The organism is Myxococcus sp. AM011 (genome assembly GCF_013372595.1).
In the GTDB taxonomy this organism is placed as follows: domain Bacteria; phylum Myxococcota; class Myxococcia; order Myxococcales; family Myxococcaceae; genus Myxococcus; species Myxococcus eversor.
Genome location: NZ_JABXEM010000090.1, coordinates 1 through 17914 on the forward strand (window position 1 = coordinate 1; position 17914 = coordinate 17914).

Sequence of the window (17914 nt, forward strand, 5' to 3'; positions counted from 1 at the left end):
CCCCCACCCGAACCACGCCCATCCTCCGGTGCCCACATCCCATGGGAGTCCCCATGGCCCCGCGCGTCACTCCGGAACATCACTCCCCCCTGTCGCGATGCAGTCGAAGCAGCCGTACTCCCCCGTCGCCGCCCTCTTCCTTCTGAAATACGTTTCGAGCCTTTTTCCTTGAGCCTCCTTGTTCAAAAAAATTCAGGGCGCCTCCTCCCGGAAACGCCCCGAAAAACATGCAACTCTCTCGTAATTCAGGAGAGCCATGAAACGGCTGTTACTTGTTTCAGCGCTCGTCGCTCACGGTTGACGACTCCGCCGGAGGAGGCGGGGGGATGGAGAGCTTCGCCGAGAAGACGGGCGTGGCTTCCTCCCCGGGGGCGCGCAGGCCCCTGTCCCGCTCCGGCGGTGGGTCCGGAATCTCCTGGGCGATGATGTCCGTACCGGGCTTCCCCGAGCTTGAGTTCCTCATGTGTGAATCCCCCCCCTGTTCGACGTTTCAAGGCACGACGCGCCGTCGCGTGGACGCAAGCGTCACCTTCAGAACGCAGGGGGTCGGAATCCTTGAAGGCGCTTGCGCCACGTCACTCGAACAGGAGGACCTGGGCGGGCCACGTCGCGGCCGGCTCGCGGGCAAGCCACGCCAGGCGCTCATCACGCAGAGCCCGGGAGGCCGGGGCCCCCGCGCGGATGCGCTCGCGCACGGACTCGAAGAAGCGCCCCGCGGTGTCGGGGATGTCACCGGTGGAAGCGAGCACCGTGCGTGCCCCCGCCTCGATGAAGGCCACCGGAAGGCTCACGGGCTCATGCAGGAACGGCGCGGCGCGAGCGGCCCCACACGCCGCGAGCAGGACGAGGGGCGCGCCAAGCAGCGGCTGCTCCCGCACCTGGGCCGCCGCGAGTGCGTACCGCCCGTCCTCTTCCGGAGCGAGCACCAGCAACGAGGCGTCTGACAGCTCCGGGCTGAAGAGGCCGTGCGTGTGGATTTCAATCTCGCGCGCCTGGGCCATCTCCCGCAGCACGCGCGACGGGGTGGCTCCCGCGCCGCGCAGCTCCACGCGCAGCGGGTCCGGCACGCGGGGGCCCTCCAGGGGAGAGAGCTTCTCCAGCCCGAGCGCCTGCGGCGCCTCCACCCCCGTGACGACCAGGTGGTGCCCGACAGGGCCGTGCGCCTCGGGAGCGGGCCCACTCCGGCCCACGCGATAGCTCCACGCCAGGTCCGCGGGGAGCAATCCGGGCAGGCCATGCACGGGCGGCAGGGCCAGCACGTCCACGTGCTCACAGCCCCGGAGCGCCGCCACCAGGCGCGGCGGAACCAGGCCCTCCGCCGTCCCATGCAGGGGCGTGGAGCGCTTGTCGTCATAGACCCCCGCCAGCGCCCCCTCCGCGTCGCGCACTGTCACCACCGTGCGCTCGTGGTCCACGGACACCGCCAGCACACAGCGCTCCGGAGCGGGCACGCGCAGCGCCTGTCCCATCAGCTCCAGCACCTGCTCCTGGACACCCGAGCGGCCCGCGTCGCTCACCAGCACGCCGTACGCGAAGCCTCGCGCCTTGCGAGCGTCCACGTCCCGAGGGAGCGACTCCGCCGCGTCGATGGCGCCATGAAGCAGCTCCCGGCCCGACGCGCGCTCGCGCTCCAGCATGAACTGCCCTTCCAGGAAGGTCAGCATCGCCAGCTCTCCCGCCGTGCGCGAGCCGCGCCGCAGTTCGTCGAGCGTGCGCCGCAGCAGATCCTCGTCGCGGACCTCCGCGCCGTGGCGGGCCAGATACGAGAGCACCCACGCGCCCGACATGCCCAGGGGCCGTCCGCAGCGGGTGGCCTGCTCCAGTTCCTCGCGGGCCTCGACCGGACGGAAGTCGGACCAGGCCACCGTGGCGAGGTTGCGGTGCGCGTACGTGCGCTGCTCGCAGTCATCGGGAATGCGGGACAGCGACTCGCGCAGGAAGGCCCTCGCGCTCGCCGTGCTGTGGCGATAGCGGGCGATCTGCGCCATCTCCTGGAGGAACTGCTGCTCCAGGTTCCACTCGCCCAGCTCTCGCGTCAGGCGCCAGCCTTCACGGGCCTCCTCCAGCGCGTCGGCCGGACGGTGCAGGCGCACGAAGAGGTCCGCCAGCCGTCGTCGCAGCGTGGCGCACCGATAGGCCAGACCCCGCCCCGAACACGACGCCAGCGCCGCGCGCAGCCGCTGCTCCGCCTTCCACCACTGCCCCTCGCGCTCCTCGCGCACGGACAGCTCGCGCTCGGCCAGCAACACCAACCAGGGGTCTCCTCCCGCCCGGGCGATGCGCACGAAATCATCCACGTGGCTCGCCACGGCGTCACGCGACACGAGCGCGCCCAGGTACAGGTCCTCCTCGCCGGAGCGCCGCAGCGTCTCCAGATAGACCTCTGGCGTGGGGTGCTCGCCGCGCAAGAGCCGCACGTACTCGCGCGCCAGCGGACCGCGTCGCTGGAAGTCCGCGCGCGCGACGGCGTGCACGGTGTCTCGCAGCGTGGCGCCGCCCTGCACCTCGTCCAGCACCGCCGCGAGCGGCAGCAGTCGCAGCGCCGCATCCCGCGTGGGCGCGGCCCTCAGGGCGTCATAGAAGGCCAGCCGCACCACGCCCGGGAAGCGGCGGGCCTCGTCCAAGGGAAGCCGCGCGCCCTCCAGCGTGGCCAGGTTCTGCGCCGCCGCCCGCGCGTCGTGGAAGTCCCGCGAGCGAAGGAGCGTCTCGCTGCGCAGCGCCTGGGAGCGCACCCGGGCCTCCTCGCTCCACCCGGCCTCGCCCTGCTTCGCCACCACATCGAAGGCCTCCGCCGCCTGGAGCGTCAGCCCCATCTCCCGCAGCACCAGCGCCCGGTTCCACAGCGCCTGCGGATGGTCCGGCGACTTGCGCAGCACGGCCTCCAACAACTCCAGCGCGTCCTCGCGGCGGCCCTGCTCCAGCGCGATGACCGCCAGGTCGCTGTCACGGTCCAGTGAGGCGGGAGTCCTCCGCAGGAAGTCCGCCGCCTGCCGCACGTCCCGTCGCACCAGGTACGCGGCGGCGATGCCGTGCAAATCTCCCCGGTCCTCCAGCTCCGCCAGCTCGCGCAGCGGCAGGGGCGTCGTCACCACGGGAGTCTCGGGCCCGGCGCGCATCGGTACGTAGTGCCGATACCCGTCCGCCCGCGCATAGGCGACCCGGGCCTCCAGCGCGCGCTGCGCCGGATGCGCGGTCCACACCTCTGGCGGCGTGTCCCGGGCGCGCGGCACGGCCAGCACCAGCACCAGGAGCCCCGCCGCCAGCGCCACCGCGCCCGCGGCCCACCAGCCCGCCGGCAACACCGCGCGCAGCCGCTGGTGCCACACGGGCTTCGGCCAGGGCGGCGCGGGCCACGACGGAGGCGACTCATGGCGCGGCGCCTCCTCCTCCACCTCATCTTCGAGAGGATCCCCCTCCGGATGGAGCGCCTGGAAGCCGAGCAGCTCCAACTGCATCGCCTCATGCAACCCGGAAGCGCACATCGCGCAGCGGGCCAGGTGGTGGCGGAAGTTCTCCTCGTCGACCGGGGGCAACTCGCCATCCAGGAACAGATACAACCGATGACACGGAGGGCTCATACCAGCCCTCCGCCGTCCGTCAGCGGCATCAGCAGCTCGCGCAGCTCCTTGCGCGCCTGGAACAGCCAGCTCCCCACGGTGCCCTCGGGAACCCCCATGCGCTGGGCGATGGCCCGGTAGCGCAATCCCGTGGCGTGCAGCTCGAACGCCTCACGCACGCGCGGATTGGGCAGCCGGGAGATGGCCTGGACCAGGTCCGCGTCGGTGATGCGCTCCCACATCTCTCCCGTCCTGGCGTCGGGAGACTCCACGTCCTCGCGCACGAGCCGGATGTCCCGGCGCTCCTGCTCCAGCAGCTCCGTCCTGCGCTTGCGGCACTGGTCCAGGAAGTGATTGGTGAGCGCCCGGCACAACCACGCCCGGTACACGGGCTCTGGCTGCGCGGACAAGGTGGCATGGTGGACGAGCGCCCGGACAAGCGCTTCCTGCGCCAGGTCTTCCGGGTCGATACCACCCTGGCCGCACAGACGCCTCGCCAATGCCACGAGCATGGGCCTGACGCGCTGAGCGAACTCTTCAAAGCCTTCGTGTGCCACGGCGGCACTGTAGGCCACGGTGAATCGCTTCACCGAGGCATTGCGATGGTCCCTCATCGACCCCTCGCCCTCCTTCCACGCCCACTCGAAACGCAGCCACCCGGAATCCTTGGGTCGCCGTCCGGAAACCGACGCAACCACGCCGGTTTCCGCCGCCTCCCCGACACCGTTGCAGCCCCCAGGATGGAGTCGACCCGCCACCTGGAGGACGCCACGTCCGCCGCTTCCAACACCCGGCTGGAGGTCCCACGGACGGAGCGTCGGCCAGGACCTCGCGCTGTCGCGAGTGACTCGCTCAGCCCGGGGGACCGGTGGGCGGAGGGTCTCTCACATCCGGACGCGCCGACTCCGGCGGGGGGACGGCGGCGTCTGCCGGCGCGTCGGATTCCACCACGGGCGCCTTCTTCGGAACCGCCCCGCTCACCGCGGGCCCTTGCAGGGCAGGGGTCTCCTCCGCCGGCTTCGCTTCGCTCATGCAGCTCGTCATGTCGCACGGCTCCTGGGGGCCACCGTCCTCACTCCCGCAGGATGCGGGGCACCGGCGGCCCTCAAGCCATAGAACGCACGACGTCCTGCTTGTTGCCGGAAACCTCCAACGTCACAACCCTCGAGGCGCGCCTGGACAGGCGCTCACTCGAAGAGGAGGACGTGGGACAGCCACCGTGCGTCATCGGGGTGCTCGCGCAGCCAGAGAGCGCGCGCATCCCTCAGCGCCACGGACGGGCGCGTGCCCGCGCGGATGCGCTCACGCACCTTCTCGAAGAAGGCCCCCGCCGAGTCGGGAATCTCCACGGAGGCGGCCAGCACCGCGCTCGCGCCCGCGGAGATGAAGGCCACGGGCAGGCTGTAGGACTCGTGCGGAAATGGCGCCGTCCTCGCCGCGCCACACGTGGCCAGCAGCACCAGCGGCGCATGCTTCAAGCGCGTCTGACGGACCATGTCGGCCGTCAGTGCGTAGTCACCATCCGCATCCGGCGCGAGCACCACCATCGAGGCATCCGACATGGAGGCGCTGAACAGCCCATGGGTGTGGAGTTCAATCTCGGACGCGTCCGCCATCTCTCGCGATACGCGCGACAGCGTGGCCTCCCCACCCCGGAGCTCCACGCGCCACGGGTCCGGTACGCGCGGCGCGGTCAGTGCCCCCAGCTTCGGCAATCTCAACGCGGGCGGGCTCGCGACTTCCGTGACGACCAGATGCCTGGAGCCCCCATCCTGAACTGGCGTGGGGCGCCCACCGCGTCCCACGCGATAGCTCCACGCCAGCGTGTCCGGTAGCAACCCGGTGAGCCCGTGCACGGGCGGACGGGTCAACACATCCACGTGCTCGCAGCCCGTCAACTCCTTCAAGAGTTCTTGGGGCACCAGCCCCGAGGCAACGTCGCGCAGCGGCTCCCGTCGACCCGTGGAATACGCCCCCTTCAGCTCGCCATCGGGTCCACGCGCGAGCACCATGGTGCGCTCGTGCTGGAGCGACACCGCCAGGAGACAGCTCGTGGGAACGGGCTCGACGCGCAGCTCGCGCGCCATCAACGACAGGGCCTCGTTCCATGCCCCGGCACGCCCCGCCTCGGACAGCAGAGCGGAGTAGCCGAAGGCCAGGGCCTTGCGCGCATCGACGCTGTCCGGCAGGTGCTCCGCCATCGACACGCCTCGCCAGAGCAGCGCCTGCCCCGTGTCACGCGACTGCTCCAACGCGAACTGGCCCTCGAAGACGAGCAGCAGCGCCTCGCGGCCCGGGGAGACATCCGACTGTCGCAGGTCCGCCAGGGCGCGGCGCAACCAATGTCCGTCATGCGGCCGGGGCTGGAAGCGGGCCAGCTCCGACAACACCCGCGCGCCCGTCATCCCCAGGGGGCGCTCACACTCCAGCGCCCGCTCCAGTGACTCGCGCGCCGCCTCCGGGCGGAACCGCTGCCACTCCAGCAAGGCCACGTTGCTGTGCATATGCGTGCGCTGCGCGCAGTCCTCCGGCATGCGGACCAGCGACTCCTCGAGATAGGCCCGGGCACTGGTGAAGGAGTGCTGGTAGCGCGCCACATCCGCCAGTTCCTGGAGGAACACCTGCTCGTAGCGCCACTCGCGGGCCTCCTGCGCGCGGCTCCAGCCATTCCATGCGTGTTGGAAGGCCTCCGCGGGTCGGTGCAGCTCCAGGTACAGGTCCGTGAGCGCCTGCTCCAGTCCCAGGCAGCGATACACCAGGCCCTGCTTCTGGCATGAGTCCAACGCCTCCACCAGTCGTTGCTCGGCGTTCCACCAGCGGCCCTCCCGTTGGTCCGCGCGCGCCAGCTCCAGCTCTCCGAGTACCCGCATCCACGGGTCCTCGGAGGCCCGTGCCAATCGCACCAGCGCCGCTGAATCCACCGGCTGTCGCGCGAAGCCCGCGAGCACGAGCGCGCCCAGGTAGAGGTCATCCTCCCCCGAGCGGCGCAGCTCCTCCATCACCTCGCCCGAGGGCGACAGCGTCCCCAGCACGAGCTGCGCATACCTCCGCGCGAAGGGGCCCCTTCGCGTGAAGTCCCGCTCCGCCACGCGAGCCAGCCACGTCTGGAGGACGCTCCCCCCGTAGCGCTCGTCCAGTGCCCGGGCCAGCGGGAGCAACCGCAGCACGTCCTGTCGCCGAGGCGCCGCGCGCACCGCGTCGTAGAAGGCGAGCCGGAGGATGCCCGGATGGTCCCTCACCGCCGCCACGGGCAGCGGTGCTGACGCATCCGTGAGCAAGTCCCGCGTCGCCGCGAAGGCGTCCTTCCAGGCCCGCCCGCGGGAGAGCGTGGACTCGCGCAGGGCGCGCTCCCGGTCCGCGGCCTCCTCGCTCCACCCCGGCTCTCCCAGCTTCGCGACCTCACCGAACGAGTCCGCCGCCTGGAGCGTCAGCCCGAGCTCCGCCAGCGTCAGCGCCCGGTTCCATAGGGCCTGGGGATGTCGTGGCGCGACGCGCAACACCTCCGACAGCAGCTCCAGCGCCTCTTCCAGGTGCGCATGCCGGGTGTCGAGTGGCCCATCCTGCCGAGCCTGCTCCAGCGACAGGAGCGCCAGGTCACAGTCCCTGTCCACCGAGGGAGGCAGGCGCTTCAGGAAGGCCAGCGCCTGACGGGGCGCGCCATGAAGCAGGTACGCCGTGGCGATGCCATGCAGGTCTCCCCGCGCCTCCATTCGAGACAGCTCATGGAGCGGCAGCGACGGGACGGCGGGGCGCTCCCAGCCTCCACCCCGGTCCGGGACATAGGGCTGATGACGCGCATCCACGGCGCGATACGTCACCCGCGCCTCCAGCGTGCGCGGGCCGTCCTTCACCAGCCAGGCCACGTCGTCACCGTTCCAGTGGCTGGCGCTGGGAGATATCAACAACATCGCGAAACAGGCGACGAGCACCCTGAACCCGGAGCCGACCTGCCCCCGCCGGGGCCACCAGCGCTTGCGCTCCCTGGACGCGGACGGCGGTGCCATGGGCGGCGCGAGCGAGGGCAGCGCCCGGTGCGCCAGCAGCTCCAGTTGCAGCGTCTCGCGGAAGCGCGCCTCGCAGCGCTCACACCCGCCCAGGTGCTGACGGAACCCGCACTGCGCCTCCGCGCTCATCTGTCCGTCGAGAAAGCGAGGCAGGTCCTTGCAGTCGGCGCTCATCGCCGCCGCTCCCGGCGTCGACGCTCGGCCGTCTCGCGCAGCAGCTCTCGTAGCTCCAACCGGGCGTGATGCAGGCGCGCGCCCACCGTCCCCGGCGATACGCCAGTCTCACGAGCGATGCGTGCATAGGACATCCCTTGGAGGTACAGCTCGAAGGTCAAACGGAGTCTGGGACTGAGAAAGGTCAGCGCCCGCTTCACGTCGTCTTCACCGACGTGACACCACAACTCGTCCTGCGCGGCTTCGTCGAAGTCCTCGGCCTCTTCATGCAGCTCGAGCAGGTTGCGCAGCCGGTCCGCCTCGCTCTTGCGGCGACGGCACCGGTCCAGGAAGCAGTTCTCGGCGACCCGCCCCAACCAGAAGCGCTGCTTGTATGACTCCCAATGCCGGAGGTGCTCCCACTGGAGCAGCGCTCGCAACAACACATCGTGCACCAGGTCCTCGACCTCGTGCTCGATACCCACACAGTACTTCCTGAGAATGGCAAACAATACGGGTTGGAACTGGCGAGCGAAGACCTCGAAATCCGTCCCCGGCGCCCCAGACGGAGGCTCCACCACCCTCAATCCTGGCCTTGCCCTCATGGCCGCCTCCTTCCCTTTCACCAGAGAACGCGGCAGGTCTGCTTTGTTGCCGACAACCTCTTTTCCTCACAGCCACGGCACTCCCGCGACATCCGCAAACCCAGGAGGCAAACTGTCTACATATCGACAGTATGACTTCAGGAGGCGGCGGCGGATAGGGGTACAGGCTGCGATTGTGGAAGCGTCAACACGAAGCTCGCGCCCCCCAGGGACTCGGAGCGGCTGGCCCGCACCGAAGCTCCGTGACGTTCCAGGATTCCCCGGGCAATCGCCAATCCCAGACCTGTTCCTGGCCGGGGTCCCTCGCGACGCCGCCCCGTGACGAAGGGTTGGAACAGCCGGGGGAGCAGCTCCGGGGGGATGCCGGGGCCGTTGTCCTCCACGAAGATTTGGAGACTCGCATCGACGCGCTCACAGCGCACACGCAAGACAGGAGCGGGCGTGTCGCGCAGCGCGAGCAAGGCATTCTCCAGGACAATGACAAACACTTGCGAGAGCTGGGACTGGTCCGCCTCCAGCTCGAAAGGCTCGCCGTCTGGAAGTTCGAATGAGACATCCGGCGCCAGCGCACCCAATCCCTGTCGCGCGGTGGAGTACGCCAGCGCCACGGTGGCCAGCATGTCCACGCGGCGCAGCTCCAGCGGTCGGGGCCGGCCGTAGCGCAGCAGCTCGTCCACGAAGTGCCCGGCGCGGGATATCTGCTCGCGCATGGCGGCGACGGCGTCCGCGTCCACGCCCTGGCGTTCCAGGAGCTTCAGGTGCGCGGCGAGCACGCCCAGCGGGTTTCGCACCTCGTGGGCCACCGCGGAGGTGAACTGCCCCAGCTCCGCCAATCGCGCCGCCTGGTCCGCGCGGGCCTCCTGCTCGGCCAGCGCCGCCACCAGCTCGGTGCCGGTGGCGCGGCCCTTGAGCAGTCGACGGCCCAGCCACTCCTGAAGGCCCTGACGCAGGGGCTCGAAGGCGAGCGCCGCCAGCGCCAGCAGGAAGAAGGCGCCCACCCGGTACTCGAGCAGGAAGGGCTGCCCGCTGCCCGCCATCAGCGTCAGCACCCCGAAGAGGAAGCCCGCCGACAACACCGCCGCCATCGCCGAGTACACGAGGCTGCGCTCCAGCAGCCGCCGCTCCCCTGGAGGCTGGTGGGAGTTGACGACGTGCACCAGCACCAGCAGCGAGGCCAGCACGCCGTACATCCCGAAGGGCAGCGCGTAGCCCCCCGACAGCAGCAGCGCCGTGCCCAGACCGCCTGAGTACGCCAGCGCGCCGACGATGCCCAGGCTGCGCAACAGCGGCCGGCGCTCCGGCGTCTCGTGAGGATAGGAGCGGGCCAGGTGCAGCAGCGGCACCAACGCCGCGGAGACCGACAGCGCGATGACGGGCCAGAACAGCGGTCCTCGCTTCATCGCCAGCGGTCCGTACAGCGCATCCGGGAAGAGCGCGCCCACTCCGGTGACGACCACCGCCACGGCGTAGGCCAGCGCCACCTGTCGGTAGGAGCGCTGCCGGGTGACGTCGTACGCGACATGGAGGTACGCGGCGGCGGTGAAGGCCCCGCTGGCGGCGAAGCGCTCTCCCAGCCACGCGTACCGGGGCACGCATATCAAGAGCAGCGAGCCGCTCCAGACGGCGGTGGCCAGGCAGTACAGCGTCAGCCCCCGTGCGTCCCGGCCGCGAAAGGCGGCGGTGAAACACAAGAGGAGCGACACCGAGAGGACGGGCACGAGGCTGTAGGCGAACAGGGGCCCCATGGACGGAGTGTGGCAGATGTTCCTAGGCTGCGCGCCCCGTCGGCGCCTCCGGGCGATTCGGCGTCACCAGGAGTCATGAGCAGTGCGGCACTTCGCCATGGTCGCGGCCGGGGCCACCCTCTGGGGGTGTTGGTCCCTCTTCCTCCGGCCCGCGGGCCTGTCCTGGGCCCAGAACGCGCTCCTGGCCCTCATCGCCATGTCGCTGCCCGTGCCCTTCCTCCTGCGCGGCGCTCCCTGGCGTGACAGGCGCGCGACGGGGGCCCTGCTCGTCGTGGGCCTGGCGGACGCGGCCAACATCAGCCTCTTCTTCGCCGCCATGAAGCGCGGACCCGTCTCGGTGGCGGTGCTCACGCACTACCTGGCGCCCCTGCTCCTGGCGCTCGTGGCCCCCTGGGTGCTGGGCGAGCGGAGGTCCGTCCGGGCCCTGGTCGCCGCGCCGGTGACGCTGCTGGGGCTGGTGCTGCTCATCGGCCGGCCGGATGGGACGGGTGGCGTGGGGATGACGGCGGCGCTGGGCGCGGGAAGCGCCCTGTTCTACGCGGCCATCGTCCTGGGGACGAAAGCGGCGACACGGGCATATTCTCCCCTGGCGGTCGCGTCGCTCCATGCGCCGGTGTCCGTGGGGGTGCTGTTGCTCATCGCCGGGAGGGACGCCTTGCCCTCGGCGATGGATGGGGCCACGCTCCAGGTGCTGGCCGGGGGCGCGGTGTGCGGACTGATGGGGACCTTCCTCTTCAATGCCGGGCTGCGACATGTGCCCACGGCGGCGGCGGGGGCCCTGACGTACCTGGAGCCTCTCACGGCCTCCCTGGTGGGATGGGCCGTCTTCGCGGAAGCTCTCACCCCTGTAGGGGTGGCGGGCGGACTGCTGGTGTTGGCGGCGGGGGTCTGGGTCGCCTCCGAGCGGAGGGCGGCCGTGGCCGTCGTGTCCCTCCCGTCCGCCACGCCATGAACCCTCCACTGAACTCCCCACTTGCAAGGTCGGGGAATCCTTTGGTCCTCTTGGGTCAACGAAGCTCTTGCTTGCAGTGCAGCGCCTTGGCGACGCCGTATGCCCATGGAAACCGCAGCAGACAGCCGTGAGTATCGCGTCCTCTTCTTCTGTCCCGCGTCCAACGCGCGACTGGAGCGGCTGGAGGCACCCGTGCGGCGATTGCTGTCACGCATCCAGGCGCCCCCCGCGGAGCTGACGCCCATCCAGGAGTCGGGCGCGCTCACCGAAGCGGGTTGGCAGGTGTATCTGGTGCGCTCCCTCACCGAGCGCTCCGCGGCCCAGGCCATGGCCGCGTACGTGAGCGAGGCGACGTGCGCGCTCGCGGCCGAGGTCGACGCGGAGGTGCTGGGCCTCTACGTGGACGTGTCGGGTGACTCGGCGCGCATCTGCCGCTGTGGGCCAGAGGACGGGCCGGAGACCTTCGCGGGCCGGCGTCAGGCGGCGCTCAACCGCACGGCCGAGTGGTTGGAGGTCGCGCCCATCCTCCTGTCGGCCATCTTCCAGCTCGACGTGCCGGACGCGGACTACGAGCCTGACGCGGACGACCGCTACGTCGAGGAGAAGCTTCGTGAGGCGCGCGTGCTGATGGAGCGATACCGTCAGGGGAAATGAGGTCTCGAACTCCGGAGGACCTCGCGGGTCGCTGTCCGCGCTGTTTTCTGCCCACCCTGTTGTGCCTGTGCGCCGAACTGCCCGTCGTCTCCACGCGCACCGAGCTGCTCATCATCCGTCACCACAAGGAGACGCTGAAGTCGACGAACACGGCGCGCATGGCCGCGCTCGCGATGCCTCGGTGTCGCATCGTCTCGTATGGCTCGCCGGCCGAGCGCTTCGATGTGTCGACGCTCGAGGACGACGGCGCCACCTGGCTCTTGTTCCCCACGACGCAGCAGGCGCCCGCGCCAGATGCCGCGCTCCCGAAGCGACTCATCGTCCTGGACGGGAGCTGGGGTCAGGCGAAGCGCATGGTGCAGCGGGTGCCCGCGCTGCGCCGGCTGCCGAGTTTGATGCTGGCTCCACCGCCCCCGGATTCACGCAGGCTGCGCAGGCCTCCGCATCCGGATGGCATGTCCACGCTGGAGGCCATCGCCGGCGCGTTCGCGCACCTGGAAGGCGAGGACGTGGCAAGGCCTCTCTACGCGCTGCATGAGCTGATGATCGACCGCGTGCTCGCGAGCAGGGGGCGAGGGCCAGGCCCCTTGTGCGACGAGGACGACGGGGACTGAACGCCGCTCAGCAGGACGCGCCGTCGGTGCAGCGCGCCTTGCGCATCTCCGCGGCGAACGGCGTGGGCTCCAGGAAGCCGGTGATGCGCGGGCGCGTGAGCACCTTGCCGTCCGGCGCCACGAAGGCCACCGTCGGCAGGCCCTCGACACCGAAGCGCTCCATCAGCGCGTCGAGCGCGTCTTCGCTGTTCGTCGCGTCAATCTTGATGTTGAGGAACTGCCCTTCCGACGACTGCGAGATGACCTCGGGCGCCGGATACGTCTCGCGGTCCAGCTCCTTGCAGGCCGCGCACCAGTCCGCGAAGAAGTCGATGAGCACCGGGCGCCCTTCCGTCTTCGCCTGGGCCAGCACCTTCTCGAACGCATCCGCGGAGAATGTCGCCTGCTTGGCGGGCATCACGTGGTGCCACTGCCACGACGGCGCGCGCGGCGGCTCGGCCACGCCCAGGCGCACCCACAGCTCGCCCACCGGGCCCGCATCCAGCGCGCCACCGCGAATCACCAGCGCCACCACCACCAGCGCCACGCCGAACGCCTTGAACGAGAACTCCCGCGCGCCCTCCTTGAAGGAGCGGTGCACCGCGCCCACCAGCACGCCCACCACCGCCAGCACCGAGGCCACCACCGCGCCCGGCACCCGGCCCAGCTCCGCGCCCAGCAGCTTCACCACACCGCGCGCCCACGGAGACGCGTCCTTCAGGTAGCTGAAGGCCAGCGCGACGAGGACGATGCCCAGCACGCTCTTCACCCACTCCATCCACACGCCGCTCTTGGGCAGGCGCACCGTGGACACGCCGAGGATGAAGAACGGAACGCCGATGCCCAGCGCGTAGATGAACAGCAGCGAGGCGCCCAGCGTCGTGTTCGCCGTCTTCGCCACGAAGGCCAACAGGCCCGTCAGCACCGGCCCCGTGCACGGCGCCGCGAGGAACCCGGACACGCTGCCCATCAGGAACGCGCCCGCCACACCCGCGCCACCCACGGAGTTCAGCCGCGTCTGGAGGCTCGACGGCAGCGCCAGCTCGAAGGCGCCGAACATGGACGAGGCGAGCAGCAACAGGAACACCGCCAGCCCCGTCACCACCGCCGGGTGCCCCAACATCGAGCCGAAGGCCTGCCCCGTCTTCGCCGCGAGGATGCCCAGCGCGCTGAACACCACCCCCATGCCGACGATGTAGGACGTGGTGAGCAGGAGCGCCTTGCCCCGGCTCTCCGCCTTGCGGGCCCCGAAGACGGACACCGTAATCGGGATGAGCGGGTAGACGCAGGGCGTCAGCGCGGTGAGCAGACCACCGCCGAAGACGATGGCGGCGCCCACGAAGAGGTTGCCGGATTCGAGGAAACGCGCCGCGTCGAGCTCCGTGCTGGGCCCGGTGGGCAACAGCCAGGGCACCACGGCCACCGCCACGCCGGCCAGCAAGGCCATCAATCCCAGCTTCTTGGCATTCATGCGCGCTTCACTCCGTCTTCCCCAAAGGGGCCTGCCTTGTATACGCAGGCCCCGGTCAGCGGGCTACTGCGCCGTGGGGGTAAGCGAGGAGACAGGCACCTTCAAGCCCGCGGAGCGCGCCAGCCCCATGACCCCCTCCACCGCCGCGGCGATGTAACCAAAGGGATTTGCTCCATCCACCGCCGTGACGTGGACTTCACCCATCTTCTGCTGGAAGGCCGCCGCCACCTGAGGCAACTGCTGCGCGAGCGTCATCTGGATGACCTCCGGACTGATGGTGTTCTCGATGTCGCGCATCGCGCGGGCCCGAGCCAGCTCCAGCTCCTGCCGCGCGTTCTCCCGGCGCACCTCCAACTCCGCGATGGACACCTCCGCCTCGGCGATGGAGCGCCGGGACAGCACCACCTGGAGCTGGGCCTTGAGCTTCTCCACTTCTTGAATCTGCTCGGCCAGCTGGCCCTCGTGACGCGCCGCTGTCTGCTCCTGCTCGCGGCGCAGACGCTCCAGCTCCATCTGAGCGCGGGCCGTCGCCTGGTCCTCCTCACGGCGAAGGCGGTCCAGCTCCATCTGCGCCCGGGCGTGCTCCGCCTCCTGCTCGCGCTGCAGGCGCACCAGTTCGAATTTCGCCTGCGCGGCCTCGGCCTCCTGCGCCAGCTTCTGCTTCTCCAGCTCCAGCTTCGCGCGGCCCACGTCCGCGTCCTGCTCTTGCTTGAGCTTCTCCAGGGCGATGCGCGCGCGCGTCACCTCGATTTCCTGCTCGCGCGCCAGCTTCTCCATGTCCACCTGCGCGCGGCTCGTCGCCAGCGCGCGCTCGGAGACAATCTTCGCCTCCGACAGCCGCGCCTCGGCGTTGAGCGTCTCCAGCTTGGCCTGCTCGTCGGAGACCTGCTTCTTCTGACGGACCTCCTGCTCGGCGGCCAGCTTGGTGAGCGCCACCTCGCGCTCCACCGTGACCTGCTCCTGCTTCAGCGTGCGCTCCTGGGCCAGCTTCGCCTCGGCCACGCGCGCGGCCACGGCCAGCGTCTCCAACTGGGATTGCTCGTCCGCGGTCTGCTTGCGCTGGCGGACCTCGTCTTCGGCCTCCAGGCGCTGGAGGTTCAGCTGTCGCTCGGCCTCGGTCTCCTCGCGGTGGACGAAGCGCTCCTTGGCCAGCTCCGCCTCGCGCGCCTGCCGCTCCTGCTCGCGGCGGAAGCGCGCCTGCATGTTCTCGAAGACGGTGGACGACAGGACGCGCACGTCCTGGATTTCAATCGTGTCCAGCAGCACGCCCCAGCCCGCGTCCACCGAGTCTTCCAGGCGCCCCTTCCCCGAGAGCACCGGCGCGATTTCACGCATCAGCTCCGTGGCGATGCCCTCCTTGCGCCGCGACAGGCACTCCTCCACGGAGAGGTTGGCGACGAGGCGCCGCGCCGCGCCCACGAACATCTCCCGCAAGAGCTCCGCCAGCTTCTCCTGCGCCCGCTCCGGGAAGGAGAAGTTGAGCATGCGGAAGGCCACCAGCGGATCCGCGATGCGGTACACCGCGAGGCCCGTCACCTGCACGCCCACCTTCTCGCTCGTCACCTGGTCCGCGGTGAACTGGAGCCGTTGGATGCTGGTGGGCACAATCGCCACCGAGTCTCCGGGCCACTTGAAGCAGCTGGCGCCCTGACCGCTGACATCGCGCACGCGGCCCCGGCGCATGTGGACGAGGAACTCGCTGGGCCGCGCGGTGATGAGGCCCCAGCGCTTCATCTTCTCCGGATCCTCCGCCGGCTTCCCCGCGCGCCAGCCGTCCGAGTAGCGGTTGCGCTCCATCCCCCCGCCAGAGCCACCCTCCACCCGGACCAGTTGCGTCCGGCCGGGCTCCGTGGACTCCACCTGCTGCTCCCTCGACCGGGCCGTCTGCTTCGCGTTCGCGCTCATGCCTGCCTCCTGATGGACCACCCAGGTTGCAGCCCCCCAGCCAGCGCGGACCCCACGGGAATTCAGACGCTTACAGGCGATAGTAGCCCGGGTGCCGCGCCATTTCGGGGCACTCCGCTCCAGGATGGCCCACCGGGGAGTGATCCACCCTGGCCCAGCCGTTCCACCGCCGACATCCCCTCCACTCGGCCAGTCCCGGCAGGTCTCTCGTCCACCTTATGTTCGCTTGACCCGAGGGCACCCGATTTTATAATTGACCAGTCCGGTCCACATTCATGTGTGACGGTGTATGCCCGCCGCAGCGCGCCCCCTGGGTGGCGCCGGGGTGCGGGGGCAGCAGTAAGCCCCTTCAGGAAGGTGTGGGAAGCGATGCTGAAGCTGCCGATCTACATGGACAACCACGCCACCACGCCGCTGGACCCGCGTGTGCTGGAAGTGATGCTCCCGTATCTGCGCGAGGACTTCGGCAACGCGTCCAGCCGCAACCACGTGTTCGGCTGGAAGGCCGAAGCCGCGGTGAAGAAGGCCCGCCAGCAGGTGGCCGAGCTCATCGGCGCGACAGACCAGGAGATTGTCTTCACCTCCGGCGCCACCGAGTCCGACAACCTCGCCATCAAAGGCGTCGTCGAGTACTACAAGTCGAAGGGTGACCACATCATCACCCTGAAGACCGAGCACAAGGCCATCCTGGACACCTGCAAGCGCCTGGAGCGCGTGCGCCAGGAGCGCCTGGACGAGCTGAAGCTCCTGCGCCTGGGACAGCTGGCCGAGCGCGACGTGTCGCCCGAGGAAGTGGCGGAGCTGGCCGCGAAGCATGATGTGGAGAACGACGCGACGTACAAGAAGTGGGCGGAGATGCCCACCGGCGGCGCGCGCGTGACGTATCTGGACGTGGAGCAGGACGGCCGGGTGAACCTGGAGAAGCTCGAGGAGGCGATGACGCCGAAGACGGTGCTCGTCTCCATCATGTTCGCCAACAACGAGATTGGCGTGGTGCAGCCCATCGCGGAGATTGGGGCGCTGTGCCGCAAGAAGGGCGTCCTCTTCCACTGCGACGCGGTGCAGGGCATTGGCAAGGTGCCCTTCGACGTGGAGGCGATGAAGGTCGACCTCGCGTCCATCACCTCGCACAAGATGTACGGCCCCAAGGGCATCGGCGCGCTGTACGTGCGCCGCAAGCCGCGCGTGCGCATCGCCCCCCTCATCGACGGTGGCGGCCATGAGCGCGGCATGCGCTCCGGAACGCTCAACGTCGCGGCCATCGTCGGCTTCGGCCACGCGGCGCAGCTGGCCCGCGAGGAGCTGGCCGACGAAGCCGCCCGCATCCTCCGCCTGCGCGAGAAGCTCCGGAAGGGGCTCACCGACGCGCTGGACATGACGGTGCTCAACGGCTCGCTGGAGCACCGGCTGCCGGGCAACCTCAACATCTCCTTCGCCCACGCGGAGGGCGAGTCCCTGATGATGGGCATCAAGGACGTCGCGGTGTCGTCAGGCTCCGCGTGCACGTCCGCCTCGCTGGAGCCGTCCTACGTGCTGCGCGCGCTGGGCGTGGACGAGGAGCTGGCCCACAGCTCCATCCGCTTCGGCCTGGGCCGCTTCACCACCGAAGAGGAGGTCGACTTCGTCGTCAACCTGGTCGTGGACAAGGTCCGCAAGCTGCGCGACATGAGCCCCCTGTACGAGATGGCCAAGGAAGGCATCGACCTCAAGAGCATCGAGTGGACGGCGCATTAGCGCGTCTTTCCAGGCAATCAGCGGGGCGCATGGCCCCTCGACCGGTGGGCATTGCTCCCCGGAACCTTTGGTGAGAAGCATCCGTTGAAGGAGTTGGCATGGCTTACAGCGACAAGGTCATCGACCACTACGAGAACCCCCGCAACGTCGGGACGATGGACAAGGAAGACCCGAACGTGGGCACGGGCCTCGTGGGGGCTCCCGCGTGCGGCGACGTGATGCGCCTTCAGCTCAAGATTTCCGACGATGGGCTCATCGAGGACGCGCGATTCAAGACGTTCGGTTGCGGGTCGGCCATCGCCTCCTCATCGCTCGTCACCGAGTGGGTGAAGGGCAAGACGGTGGACCAGGCGATGACCATCTCCAACAAGGACGTGGCCCGGGAGCTGTCGCTGCCGCCGGTGAAGATCCACTGCTCGGTCCTCGCCGAGGACGCCATCAAGGCGGCCATCGAGGACTTCAAGAAGAAGCGCGCCGCTCGCAAGGCCCAGGCATCCTAAGGGCTGTAGGTGCGGCGAACTTCACGACTCCAGGAGGCGAA

The 17914-nt window shown here is 69.9% G+C and carries 13 protein-coding genes; 5 read left to right on the forward strand and 8 right to left on the reverse strand.

The window, feature by feature from the left end:
- Window positions 1–277: 277 nt before the first annotated feature.
- The 6 genes from HUW62_RS19910 to HUW62_RS19935 all read right to left on the reverse strand — a co-directional run bounded on the left by HUW62_RS19910 (window position 278) and on the right by HUW62_RS19935 (window position 10064).
- Window positions 278–463, reverse strand: coding sequence for a hypothetical protein (locus tag HUW62_RS19910; protein WP_163862324.1), 186 nt, complete (start codon window positions 461–463; stop codon window positions 278–280).
- A gap of 112 nt (window positions 464–575) precedes the next feature.
- Window positions 576–3578: a CHAT domain-containing protein gene (locus tag HUW62_RS19915; protein ID WP_176435321.1), complete on the reverse strand. Its 3003-nt coding sequence runs from the start codon at window positions 3576–3578 to the stop codon at window positions 576–578.
- Window positions 3575–4171, reverse strand: a complete 597-nt coding sequence (locus tag HUW62_RS19920) for an RNA polymerase sigma factor (protein ID WP_163862317.1) — start codon at window positions 4169–4171, stop codon at window positions 3575–3577. The genes HUW62_RS19915 and HUW62_RS19920 overlap by 4 nt, the downstream gene beginning before the upstream one ends.
- A 573-nt stretch (window positions 4172–4744) precedes the next feature.
- Window positions 4745–7735: a CHAT domain-containing protein gene (locus tag HUW62_RS19925; protein ID WP_176435322.1), complete on the reverse strand. Its 2991-nt coding sequence runs from the start codon at window positions 7733–7735 to the stop codon at window positions 4745–4747.
- Window positions 7732–8319 carry an RNA polymerase sigma factor gene (locus HUW62_RS19930; protein ID WP_163862309.1) on the reverse strand — a complete coding sequence of 196 codons (588 nt, stop codon included), beginning with the start codon at window positions 8317–8319 and terminating at the stop codon, window positions 7732–7734. The genes HUW62_RS19925 and HUW62_RS19930 overlap by 4 nt, the downstream gene beginning before the upstream one ends.
- A 137-nt stretch (window positions 8320–8456) precedes the next feature.
- Window positions 8457–10064, reverse strand: coding sequence for a sensor histidine kinase (locus HUW62_RS19935; protein WP_176435323.1), 1608 nt, complete (start codon window positions 10062–10064; stop codon window positions 8457–8459).
- An 82-nt stretch (window positions 10065–10146) separates the two neighbouring features.
- Here HUW62_RS19935 and HUW62_RS19940 point away from each other — a divergent pair, with 82 nt between their 5' ends.
- The 3 genes from HUW62_RS19940 to HUW62_RS19950 all read left to right on the forward strand — a co-directional run bounded on the left by HUW62_RS19940 (window position 10147) and on the right by HUW62_RS19950 (window position 12284).
- Complete coding sequence (locus tag HUW62_RS19940; protein WP_176435324.1) at window positions 10147–11016, forward strand: DMT family transporter; 870 nt, start codon at window positions 10147–10149, stop codon at window positions 11014–11016.
- A gap of 105 nt (window positions 11017–11121) precedes the next feature.
- Window positions 11122–11670: a hypothetical protein gene (locus tag HUW62_RS19945; protein WP_163862303.1), complete on the forward strand. Its 549-nt coding sequence runs from the start codon at window positions 11122–11124 to the stop codon at window positions 11668–11670.
- Window positions 11667–12284, forward strand: a complete 618-nt coding sequence (locus HUW62_RS19950; RefSeq protein ID WP_163862300.1) for a tRNA-uridine aminocarboxypropyltransferase — start codon at window positions 11667–11669, stop codon at window positions 12282–12284. The genes HUW62_RS19945 and HUW62_RS19950 overlap by 4 nt, the downstream gene beginning before the upstream one ends.
- Before the next feature lie 7 nt (window positions 12285–12291).
- On the opposite strand, the gene HUW62_RS19955 is transcribed toward HUW62_RS19950, so the two are convergent.
- Both HUW62_RS19955 and HUW62_RS19960 read right to left on the reverse strand, forming a co-directional pair.
- Window positions 12292–13734, reverse strand: a complete 1443-nt coding sequence (locus HUW62_RS19955; RefSeq protein ID WP_176435325.1) for a protein-disulfide reductase DsbD — start codon at window positions 13732–13734, stop codon at window positions 12292–12294.
- Between the two features lie 63 nt (window positions 13735–13797).
- Window positions 13798–15639 (reverse strand): SPFH domain-containing protein, encoded by a 1842-nt coding sequence (locus HUW62_RS19960; RefSeq protein ID WP_176435326.1) that lies wholly within the window; start codon window positions 15637–15639, stop codon window positions 13798–13800.
- Window positions 15640–16011: 372 nt separating this feature from the next.
- On the opposite strand from HUW62_RS19960, the gene HUW62_RS19965 reads away from it, so the two are divergent.
- Together HUW62_RS19965 and iscU are read left to right on the forward strand one after the other, a co-directional pair.
- Complete coding sequence (locus tag HUW62_RS19965) at window positions 16012–17373, forward strand: IscS subfamily cysteine desulfurase (protein ID WP_240356130.1); 1362 nt, start codon at window positions 16012–16014, stop codon at window positions 17371–17373.
- 98 nt (window positions 17374–17471) lie between these two features.
- Window positions 17472–17873, forward strand: a complete 402-nt coding sequence (gene iscU / locus HUW62_RS19970) for a Fe-S cluster assembly scaffold IscU (protein ID WP_141644221.1) — start codon at window positions 17472–17474, stop codon at window positions 17871–17873.
- Window positions 17874–17914: the final 41 nt, after the last annotated feature.

Coding starts and splice junctions, on each gene's coding strand:
- HUW62_RS19910 (WP_163862324.1), bottom strand. CDS start 463: ATGAGGAACTCAAGCTCGGGGAAGCCCGGTACGGACATCATCGCCCAG.
- HUW62_RS19915 (WP_176435321.1), bottom strand. CDS start 3,578: ATGAGCCCTCCGTGTCATCGGTTGTATCTGTTCCTGGATGGCGAGTTG.
- HUW62_RS19920 (WP_163862317.1), bottom strand. CDS start 4,171: ATGAGGGACCATCGCAATGCCTCGGTGAAGCGATTCACCGTGGCCTAC.
- HUW62_RS19925 (WP_176435322.1), bottom strand. CDS start 7,735: ATGAGCGCCGACTGCAAGGACCTGCCTCGCTTTCTCGACGGACAGATG.
- HUW62_RS19930 (WP_163862309.1), bottom strand. CDS start 8,319: ATGAGGGCAAGGCCAGGATTGAGGGTGGTGGAGCCTCCGTCTGGGGCG.
- HUW62_RS19935 (WP_176435323.1), bottom strand. CDS start 10,064: ATGGGGCCCCTGTTCGCCTACAGCCTCGTGCCCGTCCTCTCGGTGTCG.
- HUW62_RS19945 (WP_163862303.1), top strand. CDS start 11,122: ATGGAAACCGCAGCAGACAGCCGTGAGTATCGCGTCCTCTTCTTCTGT.
- HUW62_RS19950 (WP_163862300.1), top strand. CDS start 11,667: ATGAGGTCTCGAACTCCGGAGGACCTCGCGGGTCGCTGTCCGCGCTGT.
- HUW62_RS19955 (WP_176435325.1), bottom strand. CDS start 13,734: ATGAATGCCAAGAAGCTGGGATTGATGGCCTTGCTGGCCGGCGTGGCG.
- HUW62_RS19960 (WP_176435326.1), bottom strand. CDS start 15,639: ATGAGCGCGAACGCGAAGCAGACGGCCCGGTCGAGGGAGCAGCAGGTG.
- iscU (WP_141644221.1), top strand. CDS start 17,472: ATGGCTTACAGCGACAAGGTCATCGACCACTACGAGAACCCCCGCAAC.